General features: G+C 68.5%; 11 protein-coding genes. 9 read left to right on the forward strand and 2 right to left on the reverse strand.

Annotation, left to right across the window (positions count from 1 at the left end):
- The first annotated feature begins 70 nt into the window (after positions 1–70).
- The 3 genes from NUV38_RS00090 (at position 71) to NUV38_RS00100 (ending at position 5,975) form a co-directional block, all read left to right on the forward strand.
- Positions 71–2,023 carry an ATP-dependent DNA helicase gene (locus NUV38_RS00090; RefSeq protein ID WP_257727180.1) on the forward strand — a complete coding sequence of 651 codons (1,953 nt, stop codon included), beginning with the start codon at positions 71–73 and terminating at the stop codon, positions 2,021–2,023.
- An 83-nt stretch (positions 2,024–2,106) separates the two neighbouring features.
- Complete coding sequence (locus NUV38_RS00095; protein WP_257727181.1) at positions 2,107–3,960, forward strand: carboxypeptidase-like regulatory domain-containing protein; 1,854 nt, start codon at positions 2,107–2,109, stop codon at positions 3,958–3,960.
- 215 nt (positions 3,961–4,175) lie between these two features.
- Complete coding sequence (locus tag NUV38_RS00100) at positions 4,176–5,975, forward strand: carboxypeptidase-like regulatory domain-containing protein (protein WP_257727182.1); 1,800 nt, start codon at positions 4,176–4,178, stop codon at positions 5,973–5,975.
- 79 nt (positions 5,976–6,054) lie between these two features.
- Here the strand turns inward: NUV38_RS00100 and lexA are convergent, their stop codons facing one another.
- Positions 6,055–6,831, reverse strand: a complete 777-nt coding sequence (lexA, locus tag NUV38_RS00105; RefSeq protein ID WP_257727183.1) for a transcriptional repressor LexA — start codon at positions 6,829–6,831, stop codon at positions 6,055–6,057.
- 381 nt (positions 6,832–7,212) lie between these two features.
- On the opposite strand from lexA, the gene NUV38_RS00110 reads away from it, so the two are divergent.
- Together NUV38_RS00110 and NUV38_RS00115 are read left to right on the forward strand one after the other, a co-directional pair.
- Entirely contained in the window at positions 7,213–7,602 is a 390-nt protein-coding gene (locus NUV38_RS00110; protein WP_257727184.1) for a LysM domain-containing protein, read from the forward strand.
- A gap of 25 nt (positions 7,603–7,627) precedes the next feature.
- Entirely contained in the window at positions 7,628–8,374 is a 747-nt protein-coding gene (locus NUV38_RS00115; RefSeq protein WP_257727185.1) for a type 1 glutamine amidotransferase, read from the forward strand.
- 16 nt (positions 8,375–8,390) lie between these two features.
- Here NUV38_RS00115 and NUV38_RS00120 read toward each other — a convergent pair whose 3' ends face one another.
- Positions 8,391–8,804 carry a VOC family protein gene (locus tag NUV38_RS00120; protein ID WP_257727186.1) on the reverse strand — a complete coding sequence of 138 codons (414 nt, stop codon included), beginning with the start codon at positions 8,802–8,804 and terminating at the stop codon, positions 8,391–8,393.
- 379 nt (positions 8,805–9,183) lie between these two features.
- On the opposite strand from NUV38_RS00120, the gene nrdR reads away from it, so the two are divergent.
- From nrdR to NUV38_RS00140, 4 genes are all read left to right on the forward strand, one after another.
- Complete coding sequence (nrdR, locus tag NUV38_RS00125) at positions 9,184–9,672, forward strand: transcriptional regulator NrdR (RefSeq protein WP_257727187.1); 489 nt, start codon at positions 9,184–9,186, stop codon at positions 9,670–9,672.
- A gap of 106 nt (positions 9,673–9,778) precedes the next feature.
- Complete coding sequence (locus NUV38_RS00130) at positions 9,779–12,715, forward strand: vitamin B12-dependent ribonucleotide reductase (protein ID WP_257727188.1); 2,937 nt, start codon at positions 9,779–9,781, stop codon at positions 12,713–12,715.
- A 361-nt stretch (positions 12,716–13,076) separates the two neighbouring features.
- Positions 13,077–13,211: a hypothetical protein gene (locus tag NUV38_RS00135; RefSeq protein ID WP_257727189.1), complete on the forward strand. Its 135-nt coding sequence runs from the start codon at positions 13,077–13,079 to the stop codon at positions 13,209–13,211.
- Between the two features lie 103 nt (positions 13,212–13,314).
- The gene (locus NUV38_RS00140) at positions 13,315–15,189 is read left to right on the forward strand and encodes a hypothetical protein (RefSeq protein WP_257727190.1); all 1,875 of its coding nucleotides are present in this window, start codon (positions 13,315–13,317) and stop codon (positions 15,187–15,189) included.
- Positions 15,190–15,219: the final 30 nt, after the last annotated feature.

The following is a 15,219-nucleotide window of genomic DNA, read 5'->3' on the forward strand; positions in this document are numbered from 1 at the left end:
GAGGTCGTCAGGGCACATCACTGTGGACGGGGGCCGGACCCCCGCGAGGCGTCCGTCTAGGCTCGCCACCATGCCCGACAGCCCCTCCGCCGAGCCCAGCGTCCGCGAGGTCCTGCACGCCGCGGTCCGCGCGCTCGGCGGCACGGAGCGCCCGGGTCAGGTGGCCATGGCGGAGGCCGTCGCGGAGTCGCTCGGCTCCGGTCGACACCTGCTGGTCCAGGCCGGGACCGGCACGGGCAAGTCCCTCGGCTACCTCGTGCCCAGCCTGCTCCACCAGGACCGCGTGGTGGTCTCCACCGCCACGCTCGGGCTGCAGCACCAGCTCGTCCAACGTGACCTCCCGGCCCTGGTGGCGGGCGCACGCGAGGCCATGGGCACCACGCCGTCGTACGCCGTGGTGAAGGGGCGGGCCAACTACGCGTGCCTGCACCGCGTGCGCGAGGGCGTGCCCGACGAGCAGGGTGCTCTCGTCGACCTGCCCGAGGGAAGCCTCGGTGCCGAGGTGCTGGCGCTGCGGGAGTGGGCCGAGGACCTGGCGGGCAAGCCGGGGACCGGCGACGGTGCGCACGGGGACCGCGAGTCCGCGCCTTCGCACACCGATCGCGCCTGGCGGCAGGTCAGCGTCAACCACCGCGAGTGCGTGGGTGCCACGCGCTGCCCGCACGCCGCCGAGTGCTTCGCCGAGCTGGCCCGCGAGTCCGCCCAGCACGCCGACGTCGTCGTCACCAACCACGCGCTGCTGGCCATCGACGCGATCGACGGCGTGCCGATGCTCCCCGAGTACGACGCGGTGGTGGTGGACGAGGCGCACGAGCTGGCCGCACGTGTCACCCAGGCCGCCACGTCGGACCTCGACCCGGCGGGCATCGAGCGCGCCGCCCGCCGCGCCCGGCCCCACACCGACGGCGAGACCGACGACCTCAACGAGGCTGCCGACGCCCTGGCGGCCGCGCTGGCTCGCGTCGACGTCGGACGCATCGACGTGCTCGACGACGAGCTGGCCGAGGCGCTCGCGCGGGTCCGCGACATGGCCCGTGCCTGCCTGTCCGCCTTCCCTCGCGAGAAGTCCGACGGCGAGGCCGACGCCTCCCGCCAGCAGGCGAAGGCCGGGCTCGAGGAGGTGCGCCTCGTCGCCGACCGCATGGCGAGCCTGCGCGAGCCGGAGGTGCTGTGGCTCTCCGACACCCGCGGTCCGGTGCTGCACGTGGCCCCGGTCGACGTCTCGGCCAGCCTGCGCGACAAGCTCTTCGAGGAGAAGACGGTGGTGCTCACCAGCGCCACGCTCACCGTCGGCGGTGGGTTCGACCCCGTCGCCGCAGCCGTCGGGCTCCGCCCGGGTGACAGCGAGGTGTGGACCGGTCTCGACGTCGGCTCACCGTTCGACTACCGCCGCCAGGGCATCCTCTACGTCGCCAAGCACCTGCCGCCGCCGGGTCGCGACGGCATCACCGACGCCCAGCTCGACGAGATCGCCGCCCTGCTGGAGTCCGCGGGCGGACGCACGCTGGGGCTGTTCTCGTCGCGGCGTGCGGCCGAGGCCGCAGCCGAGGGAGTGCGCACGCGCCTCCCCGACCACGAGATCCTCTGCCAGGGCGACGCGCAGCTGTCCGAGCTGACCCGACGCTTCGCCGAGGAGGAGCGCACCAGCCTGTTCGGCACGCTCAGCCTGTGGCAGGGCATCGACCTGCCGGGCGACACCTGCAGACTCGTGATCATCGACCGCGTCCCGTTCCCGCGGCCCGACGACCCGCTCATGAGCGCACGTCAGCGACTGGTCGAGAAGCGCGGCGGCAACGGGTTCATGACCGTGGCGGCCAGCCATGCCGCACTGCTGCTGGCGCAGGGGTCCGGGCGGCTGATCCGACGCACCACCGACCGGGGCGTCGTGGCCGTGCTCGACCCCCGGCTCGTCACGGCGCGCTACGGCTCGTTCCTCGCCGCCTCACTGCCTCCGCTGTGGCGCACGACCGACCGCGACGCCGTTCTGGGAGCCCTGGGACGACTCGACTTGAATGGCCACTGAAACCTCCACGGCTTGATATCCTGAGCCGTCATCCCACGCAATGAAGGGCTCGGGGGCCAATGCGTCGTCTCGTTCTCGTAGCAGTGTCCGGCCTCGTCGGGTCGCTGCTCGTCGCTGTACCCCTGCCGGCCTCGGCCGCCACAGGGGTCTCCATCTCGGCAGGCACCGTGGCGGTGCAGGCCTCGGGTTCCCAGCGCTTCGTGGAGGTGTTCGCGCGCTGCCTCGGCTCCAAGACGTGTTCAGGCAAGGCCACGTTCGAGGGTTCCGGAGCGGGCACGGCCCGCTACTCCATCAAGGGCGGCAAGTCGGCCTACATCACCGTGCCGTGGAGCAACGTGGAGCAGGACCAGCCCACGGGCGTCGAGTCCGGCGAGGTGCGCCGGGCTACGCTCGCCGTCGACCCCAGCGACAAGGCCGTCTTCCGACGCACGATGACGCTCGAGAAGCGCATCGCGAGCCGCAAGATCGTCGGCACCGTCAGCGGATCCACCGTCGGCGTCACCGACCGCGAGGTCACGCTCTGGACGGTCTCGGACCTGCGCACCACCCGTGTGAAGGCCGTCGAGGTCGAGTCCAACGGTTCCTTCGACCTCGGCTCGTTCGGCCTCGGTCGCAACAACGCCCCCGGCCAGGCGTACCGCCTGAGCCTCAGCGCCACGGTCGACGGCAGCGCTCGCGAGTGGTTCTGGCGAGGCGGCACCTTCGGCACCGGCGCGTTCACGGGCGGCGGGCGCACGATCCGCGAGTCCGGCGTCGTGCGCGTCCAGAAGGGTGACAACTTCACGGCGAACTTCGCCTACGGCACGGTCACGGGGTCGCTCACCGGCACCGGCGCCAACAAGGCCGAGGTCCGCATCGTGTCCCCGAGCGCCGTCAAGTACACGCGCGCCTCGGATCTCCGGAGCCTCGACGTCCCCTTCTGCGGCAACGAGTTCGGCGATGACCAGGTCTCCGGAGGCACGTACCAGGTGCGGTTCGTTCCGCGCCCCGATGGCGGCACCAAGAGCTTCATGGTGGCCTTCGAGCCCATCGGATCCAAGCGTGGCGCCGTGATCGTCGACGGCGGCGACGTCGTCGACAGTTGTCACAAGGCCACGGGTTATGTCGGCGGCTCATCTCGGCTCCTGGGCTTCGGCGACGCGTCCACGAAGACCGTCCCCGCCGTGACCATCGACCAGGATGAGACCGAGCTCGACGTCTCCCTGACGTCATCCTTCGGACTCAACGGCAATGATCGGTGGGTGACGCTGCGCGAGTACGCGCCGGGTCGCAAGGCCCTCGACTCGCCGATGGTTGCGGCCAAGCGGGCAGGCACCGACAAAAAAGTCACGTTCACCGGCTTGCGACCGGGCAAGTACGTCTTCGAGGCCGGCCGCCGCACCAGTTGCTCGGGCTGGTTCCAGAGCATCTATACCGACAACTACCTCTACCACAAGGGTCTGGAGCGCCAGTCCGAGCGCTGGAAGACCATCAAGGGCAAGTACGGCTCCCGCCCGTACAATGTGATCTCTCGGGAAAACGGCTATGTTCCGAAGAGCCCCGGCAAGGGCTACAAGGGCTGGATGTACCGTCCGGTGTGCACCACCGTCACGTCGGGTGCGCAGAAGGTCGTCGACGTCGGCAACTTGCCCGGGCGGGCCTCCATGAGCCTGTCCAAGGGTGCGACGATCTCCGGCCGCATCACCCGCGTGGGCGGCAAGTCGAACAAGGAGATCCTCGTGACGGCCTATGCCTCCGACGGCACACGCGTCCTCCGTTCGGCGTACTCCGACCGGTCCGGTCGCTTTACGATCCGCGGTCTGGCGTCCGGCAAGTACAAGATCGTCGTCAACGCTGACTCGTGGCGCGGCATCGGACGCACGCACAAGGGCGCTCAGAGCAAGACGGTCACTGCGGGTCGCAGCTACTCGGTGGGCACGCTGAACTTCCGCTCGTGAGCTCGACCATCGGGGCCGATACGCGCACTTCGCTTCGACCGCCTCATCCTTGTTAGGGTGAGGCGGTCGTGTCGTCATCTCTCGGGGGAACTCTCGTGCATCGAGTCGCGCTTGCCGTCCTGACCAGCCTGGTCCTGTCTTGTCTGGTGGCGGTGACCTTCGGCGCACCGGCCCAGGCGTCGTCTGGGCTCACGGTGACGGGAACGTATGCCGCAGTGGAATCGAGCACGGACTCCACCGGTCACTACCCCGTCTACGTGTCGGCCAAATGCAACGGGTCGCGCACCTGCAAGGGCTCCGCAGTGATCCTGGGGCAGCAGCCGAGCTTCCGGACGTGGTCCTACTCGATCCCCGCGGGCAAGACCGGTTATCTGAAGGTCTACTGGCTGAAGCACCCCGACAACCCGGCTCCGACCGGCTTGGGCGGCACTCCCGGATCGGACGGCACGACCTTCGACCGGACGATCAAGGTGTACCGGAGCGGCGCTTCTGCGCTTGAACGCCCGCTGCGGCTCGAGCGTCGACAGCGCACTCGGATGCTTCAGGGTGCGGTCACCGGTCCTGCCGACGGTGTCTCAGACCTTGCGGTCACGCGGTGGGTCAACAACGGACTGACCTGGCGCCGCGCGCAGACGGTGCGACCGGATGAGCAGCGGCGGTACTCGATGCCGATCGCGCTGGGCACGAACAACAAGTCGTCCGCCCCGTACCGGCTCAGCATCCGAGCTACCGTCGCCGGCGAGACGCGCGAGTGGTTCTGGCGGGGGGACGCTTCCGGCACTGGTCGCACCTATGGGGGCGGCGGCCGCGTCCGGGAAGGGTCAACCGCCACTGTCGGCAAGTACGGCGACTTCACGGCCAACTTCCGCTACGGATCCGTCACCGGCGTGCTCTCCGGCTCCGCGGCTGCCACGGCGCAGGTCCGGGTCATCGCGCCTCCGTCTTCGCGTCCGACTCGCGCGTCGGATCTGCGCGCCCTCGACGTGCCCTACTGCGCGAACGAGTTCGCCAGTACCCGCGCGTCAGGCGGCAGCTACACCGCTCGATTCGTGCCGCGCACCTCGGGCGGGTCGACCGGCTACCTAGTGGAGTACCTCCCCGGCGGGGGGCAGCGCAAGGGCGTGGTCGGCGCTTCGGGCCAGTACGCCAACTGCCATGCAGCCACCCGCTACACGGCAAGCTCGAAGGACGATGACCTCGTCGCCGGGCGCGACGCCGACCTGATGGCGACGGTCTCGGCGAACCTGGACCAGAACAAGAACACGCTGACCTTCGACACCGACCCGACCTACTCGGGCTTCAACGGATGGGACAAGTGGTCCACGGTGCGCGAGTACGTGCCCGGTACCAAGGTGCTGGACCAGCCGATCGTGGCCTCCGGCTTCGTGGACTCCAACGGTACGAAGGCCTTCGACGGGCTTCGCCCGGGTCGCTACGTCGTGGAGGTGGGACGGACCACCCAGTGCTCGTCGTGGTACCCGAGCATCTACAAGGACAACTACCTGTACCACAAGGGCCTCGAGCGGGGTCACGAGAAGTGGAAGACAGTCAACGGCGCGAAGGCCGAGTACGCGAAGTCCATCGAGAAGGGCTTCCCGCGCGCCGGGAAGAACCCTCCCTCGGGGTACAAGGGCTGGATGTACCGGGACGCGTGCCGCCACACCGGCACGGGCAGCGCCGTGACCGTGAATTTCCCCGACCGCTCGGTGACGTCGAACATCTCCAAGACGTCGAAGGGGGCCACGATCTCGGGCAAGGTCACCCGCGCCGGGGGCAAGAGCAACAAGGAGCTCCTTGTCTCGGTCTACTCGACCCAGGGCACACTTGTCATGCGGTCCGCATACACGGGCTCCTCCGGGAAGTTCGTCATCCGCGGTCTCGCGTCGGGGAACTACCGCATCGGCGTCAACCTCGATTCCTGGCGCGGCATCGGGCGCACCTTCGATGGGACCAAGACCAAGAGGGTCACCGCCGGCAAGAACTACAGCGTGGGCACTCTGAAGTTCAAGGGCTGATACATACGGCCACATCGAAGGGCCCCCTCCCGCCTGGGAGGGGGCCCTTCGAGTCGTATCCGTGAGCGGTCGACGGGAGTCAGAGGCGGCGCAGCACCGTGGTGACCTTGCCCAGGATCGTGGCGTGGTTGCCGTCGATGGGGGAGTAGTCGTCGTTGTGCGGCAGCAGCCAGATCTGGCCGTCCTTGCGCTGGAACGTCTTGACCGTGGCCTCGCCGTCGAGCATGGCCGCGACGATCTCACCGTTCTCGGCGACCGGCTGCTGGCGGACGACCACGTAGTCGCCGTCGCAGATCGCCGCGTCGACCATGGAGTCGCCGCGCACCTCGAGCAGGAACAGCGTGCCGTCACCGACGAGGGAGCGGGGGAGCGGGAAGATCTCCTCGACCTGCTCCTCGGCCAGGATCGGACCGCCTGCGGCGATGCGACCGAGCATGGGCACGTAGGTGGCCTCGGGGCGCTGGTCGCCGAAACCCGTCTCGTCGACCTCGGAGTCGTCGGCCGAGCTGAGCGTGCGCCGTGCCTTGACCACCTCGGGCAGGAAGATCTCGATCGCGCGCGGGCGGTTGGGGTCGCGCTTGACGTAGCCGAGACGCTCGAGGACCCGCAGCTGGTGGGCGACCGAGGAGGTGCTGGCCAGGCCGACCGCGCCACCGATCTCGCGCATGCTGGGCGGGTAGCCGCGCTGCTCGATCTGGTCGCGCATGAAGTGCAGGATCTTCTGCTGCCGGCCGGTGAGGCCGGTCATTTCGTCGACGGGACCGTCGGGCAGCTCACGCACGGAGTTGCGTGAACCCTTCGGGCGGCCCCGACGCGGCGCGTCGGAGGAGGGGTCGAGGGTGCTGTCGTCGCTCATGGTCACCACGCTAGACCTCTGCGAGGACGTTTACAAACACATGTTCGACAGCGTGTCGCGCGTTCGAACGCCGCGCTTGCTCGCCCCGTGACGGTGCCCAGGGCGCCGCCAGGCGAGTGCGACGCGTCACAGTCGAACACCGTGTCGAGGATTCTTTCGCTGGAATTGCAGGCGATCGAGCCGCCTGTTCGGATTCCTGTTCGAAAGGGGGCTGCTTTTGTCGGCACCTTCCCCTACTGTCGTACACGTGTTCGATCGAACATCTGTTCGTCGGATCCGCGGAGCACCACCGCCCCCGGAGCATCGACGTTCGAATGACATCGACAGGTGCTCGATCGACACACCAGACCACTCGACCCTCTCCCTTCCCCGGAGGTCACCATGAGCACCATCACCGTCTACGAGACCAGCCGCTTCGCCCCGTCGTTCTCCCGCGGGGTCACCTCGGCACCGCGCCGCACCGCCGAGCCTGCCGCCGTCCGGCTGACCCGCCGGGGCCGCCTCGTGCTCCTGCTCGCCGTCATCGCGGCGCTGGCGGTCACGGTCGTCGCGCTCGGCTCGTCCACCGTCGCCACGTCGGAGGCCGGCGCCGTCCCGGCCACCACGGTCGTCACCGTGCAGGAGGGGCAGACCCTCTGGCAGATCGCGGCCGACGCCAATCCCGAGGGCGACGTGCGCGACACGGTCGACGACATCATGCGCATGAACTCGCTGCCGAGCGCCGGCGCGCTGCAGCTCGGTTCCGACCTCGCGGTGCCCGTCTACGAGTGATGCGGCCGTCCGGCACCATGGAGGCATGAACGACGCCTCCACCGATCCGGGCTCGCCGCCGGCGGACCGCCCTCTGCAGGTCCATGTGCTGGCCGACGACACCGACCGCTCCGGCGGCTACGTCACCGAGCGGCTGCGTGAGCACGGCGCCGAGCTGACCTGGATCGACCGCGACACCATCGACGCCCCGTGGTCGGCGACCGGGGTCGACCTGGTCCTCAGCCTCGGGTCGGAGCGCTCGGCGCACGAGCCCCGCTGGGCCGGCGTCGTGGAGGCGGAGTCCGACGTCGTGCGGGTGGCGCTCGGGTCAGGCGTCCCCGTGATGGCCATCTGCTACGGAGCCCAGCTCGTGGCCCGCGCCCTCGGTGGCACGTCGTACCGCGGCGACGGCGCCGAGATCGGCTGGCGTCGCGTCGACACGCTCGACGAGGTCCTCTGCCCCGAGGGGCCATGGGGCCAGTTCCACCAGGACGTGCTGAGCCCGCCACCCACGTCGCGGGTGATCGGCAGCTCGTGGTTCGGCCCGCAGTGCTTCGTCGACGAGGCCTTCGGCGCTCGCCTGATCGCGTGGCAGTTCCACCCCGAGGTCACCCCGGAGACGTTCAGTCGCTGGGTCGACGAGAGCGCCGACCTCGTGCGGGTGAGCGGGTCCGAGCCCGGTGAGCTGAAGCGCCAGGCACTCGCCAACGCGACGCGCAGCCGGCTTGCGGCCTTCGCGCTCGTGGACGCCGCGCTGGACCACCTGGGCGTGGCGGTGCCGCGCCCCGTGTGAGGAACCGGGCCGGCTGCTACTGGCTCGCGGCGAGGTTGACCAGCCACGCCACGCCGAAGCGGTCGTTCAGGAGGCCAAACTCGTCGCCCCACGGCGCACGCTCGAGCGGCGCCACGATCTCGGCGCCCTCGCTGAGCCCGGCCCAGTAGTCGCGGATGCGGGGGTCGTCGCCGTTGAGGGTGACGTTGATGGCGGTGCCCATCGACGGCTGGTCGCCACCCGGGGGAGTGTCGGAGGCCATCAGGTCGAAGCCGGCGTCGGTGACGAGGTGGCCGTGCATCATCCGGTCGGCCACGGCCGGGTCGTCACTCATGCCGGCCTCGCCGAAGGTCATCGCGTCGATCGTCCCGCCGAAGACGGACTGGTAGAACTCGAGCGCCTCGCGGGACTCGTCGCGGAAGTTCAGGTAGGGGTTCAGTCGCATGGTCATGAGCGCATCCTCCTCCGATCTCTTCCGAAGTGGAAGAGGGCCGCAGCATTGCGCCGGCTGGGTGCAGATGGAAGGTGTCGACGCGGGTCTCCGGGACACGTGACACGCCGCGACAGGTGTGGCTGGTGTGACTCGTGAGCCTCTGACCTGCACAAACGCAGAGCTCTCAGATTTGTCGGACCAACTCGTCAGACTTGCTTGCATGACCTGGTGCGCAGGCGTACGGTAGCCACTACATCTAGTGATTACACCGATGTAGTTCTCCACATCTAGTCCCACAGGGACGGGGGACTTATTCACAGGAATCCCGGGTCATCCACCTCTGCATCCCCAGGTTGTCCCCAGATCCCGAGAAGAACCAGCCCGAGAGGAGAGCGTCGTGCACTGTCCGTTCTGCAAGAACCCCGACACCCGCGTGCTCGACTCCCGGGTGGCCGAGGAGGGCGGCGCCATCCGGCGTCGTCGGGTCTGCGGAGCGTGCGAGAAGCGCTTCACGACCATCGAGCAGATGCAGCTGACGGTCCTCAAGCGGTCGGGGGCCACCGAGCCCTTCAACCGCGACAAGGCCGTCTCCGGCGTTCGCAAGGCCTGCAAGGGCCGACCGGTCTCCGACGACGACCTCGCACGCCTCGGCCAGCAGGTCGAGGACGCACTGCGCGAGAGCGGTGCGGCCGAGATCGCGGCCCACGAGGTCGGCCTGGCCATCCTCGACCCGCTCAAGAGCCTCGACGAGGTCGCGTACCTGCGCTTCGCGAGCGTCTACAAGGCGTTCGACTCGGTGGACGACTTCGCCGCCGAGATCGCCGTCCTCATGGCCCGCGCCGCCGATGGCGAGCTGGCCGAGCACACCGCACGACAGCAGCCCTGACCACCCGCCGCCCACGGGCGGCACCGGCACCCTGAACGACCTCGTCCCGTGCCACGGGGCGGGACGCACGACCTTTCACACACCAGCAGCGACACAGGAGCACGACATGACGGAGACGGTCGACGGATCGACGGGCCGGGCACAGTCCGGCAAGACGCGTGGGAGCAAGGCCGGCAAGGGCCTGAGCATCCAGCGCGTGTACACGACCGAGGGCGTGCACCCGTACGACGCCGTGACGTGGGAGCGTCGCGACGTCGTGCAGACCAACTGGAAGACCGGCGAGACCGTCTTCGAGCAGCGCGGTGTGGAGTTCCCCGACTTCTGGAGCGTCAACGCCTCCACGATCGTCACCACCAAGTACTTCCGCGGCGCCGTGGGCTCGCCCGAGCGTGAGCAGAGCCTGCGCCAGCTGCTCGACCGCGTGGTGCTCACCTACACCGCGGCCGGCAAGGAGCACGGCTACTTCGCCACCGACGCCGACGCCGAGGTGTTCGAGCACGAGCTGACGCACATGCTGCTGCTCCAGGTGTTCAGCTTCAACAGCCCCGTGTGGTTCAACGTCGGCACGTCGAGCCCGCAGCAGGTCAGCGCCTGCTTCATCCTCGCCGTCGACGACTCGATGGACTCGATCCTCAACTGGTACCGCGAGGAGGGCCTGATCTTCAAGGGCGGCTCCGGTGCCGGCCTCAACCTGTCGCGCATCCGCTCGTCCAAGGAGCTGCTGCGCTCCTCCGGCGGCACCGCGTCGGGTCCCGTCTCCTTCATGCGCGGCGCCGACGCGTCCGCCGGCACCATCAAGTCCGGTGGCGCCACGCGTCGTGCGGCCAAGATGGTCGTGCTCGACATCGACCACCCCGACATCGTCGAGTTCGTCGAGACCAAGGAGCGCGAGGAGGAGAAGATCCGCGTCCTGCGCGACGCCGGCTTCGACATGGACCTCGGTGGCGACGACATCACCAGCGTCCAGTACCAGAACGCCAACAACTCGATCCGCGTCGACGACGCCTTCATGCGCGCCGTCGAGGAGAACACCTCCTACGGCCTGCGTGCCCGCACCAGCGGCGAGGTGATCGAGGAGATCGACGCCAACGAGCTGTGGGGCAAGGTCGCCAAGGCCGCCTGGGCCTGCGCCGACCCGGGCATCCAGTACGACTCGACGATCAACGACTGGCACACCACGCCGGAGACGGGCCGCATCACCGCGTCCAACCCGTGCTCGGAGTACATGCACCTGGACAACTCCAGCTGCAACCTGGCCAGCCTCAACCTGATGAAGTTCCTGTCCGAGGACGGCACGACGTTCGACGTCGAGAAGTTCGTCAAGAGCGTCGAGCTGATCATCACCGCGATGGACATCAGCATCTGCTTCGCCGACTTCCCGACCGAGGCGATCGGCGACACCACGCGCGCCTACCGTCAGCTCGGCATCGGCTACGCCAACCTCGGCGCGATGCTCATGGCCTCGGGCCTGGCGTACGACTCCGAGGGTGGCCGCGCGCTGGCCGCCTCGATCACGTCGCTCATGACGGGCACCTCCTACCGTCGCTCGGCCGAGCTGGCCGGCGTCGTCGGTGCGTACGACGGCTTCAAGCAGAACGCCACGCCGCACACGCGGGTCATGCGCAAGCACCTCGCGGCCAACGACGACATCCGCACGCTGCACTCGATGGACATCGCCGTGCAGCGCGAGGCCACCAAGCAGTGGGCCGACAACCTGAAGATCGGCGAGAAGAACGGCTGGCGCAACGCCCAGGCGTCCGTGCTCGCGCCCACCGGCACCATCGGCTTCATGATGGACTGCGACACCACCGGCATCGAGCCGGACTTCTCGCTGGTCAAGTTCAAGAAGCTGGTCGGCGGCGGCTCGATGCAGGTCGTCAACCAGACGGTCCCGATCGCGCTCAAGAAGCTCGGCTACACCGGCGAGACCATCGAGGCGATCATGGAGTTCATCGCCGAGAAGGGCCACGTCGTCGACGCTCCCGGCCTGAAGCCCGAGCACTACGAGGTCTTCGACTGCGCCGTGGGCGACCGCGCGATCAAGCCGATGGGCCACGTGCGGATGATGGCGGCGGCCCAGCCGTTCCTGTCCGGCGCCATCTCCAAGACGGTCAACATGCCCGAGACCTCCACGGTCGAGGAGATCGCCGACGTCTACTTCCAGGGCTGGAAGCTCGGCCTCAAGGCGCTCGCGGTCTACCGCGACAACTGCAAGGTCGGCCAGCCGCTGTCCAGCCAGAAGAGCCAGGACGACAAGACGTCGGCCAAGGCTGCCGAGGGTGCGGCCGAGGTCAAGACGGTCGTCGTCGAGAAGCCGATCCGTCGTCGTCTGCCGAAGTCGCGCCAGTCGATCACCACGTCGTTCAGCGTCGGCGGTGCCGAGGGCTACATGACCTCCGGTGCGCACGAGAACGGCGAGCTGGGCGAGCTGTTCCTCAAGCTGGGCAAGCAGGGCTCGACCCTGGCCGGCGTGATGGACGCCTTCTCGATCGCCGTGTCGATCGGCCTGCAGTACGGCGTGCCGCTCGAGACGTTCGTGCAGAAGTTCACGAACCTCAAGTTCGAGCCGGCGGGTCTGACCGACGACTCCGACGTCCGCATGGCGCAGTCGATCATGGACTACGTCTTCCGCCGCCTGGCGCTGGACTACATCGACTTCGACACGCGCTCGGCGATGGGCATCCACTCGGCCGAGGAGCGTCAGCGCTACCTCGACACGGGCAGCCACCAGCCGATCAGCAAGGGCACGACGGCCGCCGAGCTCGTCGAGACCGAGCCGGAGACGCTGAAGGAGGCCGCGACCGCCGAGGCCTCTTCGCTCGCCGAGCCTGTCGAGGTGTCCGACGACGTGACCGCCGAGCAGGCCCAGGCCGACACGGCCAAGCCCGCCCCCAAGCAGGCCCACACGTCGGCCGAGCTCCTCGAGGCCATCACCGGCTCCGCGGTCGACTCGCCCCTGTGCATGACCTGCGGCACCAAGATGCGCCCCGCCGGCTCCTGCCACGTCTGCGAGGGTTGCGGCAGCACCAGCGGCTGCAGCTAATGACGAGTTTCACGAGTTTGTCCAGGGGAGTTTCACGAAATGTCACCGAGTTTCACGACTGACAATCGCCATCATCATCACTCCGAAAGTGATAGTTCGATGATGGGTTCGCGAAGCAACCCTCTGACCCGGCCCGGGCGTTCCCTCGTGGGATGCCCGGGCCGGGCCCGTTCCTGGGCGCCGGCACCAGCCGCGCTCGCAGGTCGGTCGCCCACCCGGGTCGGCCGGAAAACACGAAACCCCGCCTTGCAGGGCGGGGTTCGCGTGGCACGGACAGGTGATGTCCGCATCGGTATTCCAACCGCATCACATCACCTCTTCGTGCGCCCTAGCAACTCGAGCACGAAGAGAGGAGGACACGATGCCGAAGAACTCCAAGCAGACCGGTAGCAAGGCTGCGAGCAACGCCAGCAAGGTCATGCGCGGCAACTACAGCAAGGCTGCGAAGTCTGCTGCTGCCAGCGCGTTGGCTCAGTCGCCCAAGCGCGGCAAGTGAGGTGGCGGGGGGCCCCTCGCCCCCCCGCCCCCAAAGAGCGGGGGCGCCCCCCCGCCAACCCGGCGGGCGGACCTTCGCAGGTCAGCCATCAGGAAGGAAGCCCATGACCACACAGCCGCCCAACATCCGCCACGCCATCGCCGCCCTCACCCACGCCGTCTCTAGCCAAGACCCCACAGGTCGCGACTACCTCAAGGTCGTCCGGCCCGGTGACGAGTTCGCGTACGGCACTGTCGCACCCAACTTGGGAGATGCGTGGGCCATGGATGCCTGTGGCATGTGGTTGCCGCGAGGCCATGCCCGCCCGCGCGGACCCATCGAGCGCGCGTTCGTGTTCATCACGCCCGAAGAGCTGTTCGGGTTCGCGATGCCGTTCCACCAGGTGCTGACCAGTCTGAAGAAGGTGTCGCGGATCAACGCGGTCACGTTCGCCGCCTCGCTGCTCGCTAAGCGCGCCGCACCCGGGTCCCGCATCCGCGGCGGCGACGTCGAGTTCATAGAGACGTTCCTCGCCGACCCCTGGAAGACCAAGTCGCTGAACCTCATGCGGGAACCCCACCGAGCCCTCGTCGTGCCGCAAGCCGTCCACTTCCTCACCAAGCTGGCACTGGTCGTCTGCCCGGAAGCGTCACCCGAAGACGACAACGCGCAGACCGAGGCGCTCTTGACGGCGCTGCTGCACCTGCCTGCCCACCTGGACTCAGGTGTCGAGGCCCTGGGCGAGGACGACGACCACGTCGTCACCGCGACCGCCGGCCCGCTCGAGTGCTACTTCATCGCCAACCACCTGTTCAACTCCCACATCGACGTCATGACCGCGTCGGCTGTGTTCCAGCGCTGCTGGGTCGAGATCCCCGCCGAGCGTCTCGAGGACCCACGGATGGCGGACCTGCCAGCTGAGTACGAGGCCGCGACCGGCGTTCCACTGAGCGACCTGACTGCCCTGTGCGTGATGCTCTGGGCCAGCGCGGTCAACGGCAGCCCGTCCCTCGAGCTAGACGTCGTCAACGCGTTCGGATGGGAGCAGGACCGCCTCGAGCGCGCACTCGCACTCATCAGTTGCGGCCCGGACGAGATGCGCACCAGCATCATCACGGCCGAACCGAGGTTCGGCCTGCTCTGGACCACCCGCGACTTCGCGTACCGGCCGGTCATCCGCTGGGACAGCCGCATCACGGTGCTCGACCCCGAGCTGCTGCTGCGCCGAGCGACCGGAATCTGGCCGCTCATGGACATCCAACGCTGCCTCGAAGCCCGGGGCCCGGAGGGTCGCGCCCGGGCCGAGACCGTCAGCAAGGCAGTACACCGGGCGCACGAGATGTTCGCTCTCGAGACCCTAGAAGACGTCGCCGGCAGCGGCCGCCTCTACGACGAGGACGCACTCATCGCCGCCTACGGGCGCAAGTCCAAGGTCGCCGACGTCGCAGTTGACTACGGCCACTCCTGGGTCGTCGCCGAGGTGACCACCACTGGCTTCCAAGACATGACCGCCGCCGGCACCAGCCCAGAAGCGGTCACGCAGGACCTCAACAAGGCCGTGCGCAAGGCCAAGCAACTACACGCGACCATCGACAACCTGCGACACGACACCAACCGACTCACCAAGGACGGCCGTACCAACCCTGTTCGTAGGTTCTATCCGGTGCTGGTCATCACGACCCGTTTCCCCGCCTCACCCATCACGATGACCATGCTGTGGGAACGCCTGCGCGAGGAGAACCTCCTCCAAGGTGACGACGTCGCCCCGCTGGAGGTCATGGAGCTCGAGGACCTCTGCGCCGCTGAGGGTGCCGTCGAGGTCGGGCACAGCCTCGTCTCCTTGTTGGAGGAGAAGCGCACCTCGACCATGGAGCGGATGTCCATGCGCGACTTCCTGCAGGACAAGCTGCGCGGCATCGTCCGGCAGCCGCGGAGAGTCCAGGACAGGTGGCACAAGATCTTCGACCCGGTCATCGACGCCGTCAGGGACGCAGCCTGACCTTGAGGGCCGCGGTGGCGACACTAACCG

This window comes from Aeromicrobium sp. 50.2.37 (genome assembly GCF_024655735.1).
Classification (GTDB): domain Bacteria; phylum Actinomycetota; class Actinomycetes; order Propionibacteriales; family Nocardioidaceae; genus Aeromicrobium.

Excerpts from the sequence above, each read along its gene's own strand:
- NUV38_RS00090 (WP_257727180.1), top strand. The coding sequence starts at position 71 with ATGCCCGACAGCCCCTCCGCCGAGCCCAGCGTCCGCGAGGTCCTGCAC.
- lexA (WP_257727183.1), bottom strand. The coding sequence starts at position 6,831 with ATGAGCGACGACAGCACCCTCGACCCCTCCTCCGACGCGCCGCGTCGG.
- NUV38_RS00110 (WP_257727184.1), top strand. The coding sequence starts at position 7,213 with ATGAGCACCATCACCGTCTACGAGACCAGCCGCTTCGCCCCGTCGTTC.
- NUV38_RS00115 (WP_257727185.1), top strand. The coding sequence starts at position 7,628 with ATGAACGACGCCTCCACCGATCCGGGCTCGCCGCCGGCGGACCGCCCT.
- NUV38_RS00120 (WP_257727186.1), bottom strand. The coding sequence starts at position 8,804 with ATGACCATGCGACTGAACCCCTACCTGAACTTCCGCGACGAGTCCCGC.
- NUV38_RS00130 (WP_257727188.1), top strand. The coding sequence starts at position 9,779 with ATGACGGAGACGGTCGACGGATCGACGGGCCGGGCACAGTCCGGCAAG.
- NUV38_RS00135 (WP_257727189.1), top strand. The coding sequence starts at position 13,077 with ATGCCGAAGAACTCCAAGCAGACCGGTAGCAAGGCTGCGAGCAACGCC.
- NUV38_RS00140 (WP_257727190.1), top strand. The coding sequence starts at position 13,315 with ATGACCACACAGCCGCCCAACATCCGCCACGCCATCGCCGCCCTCACC.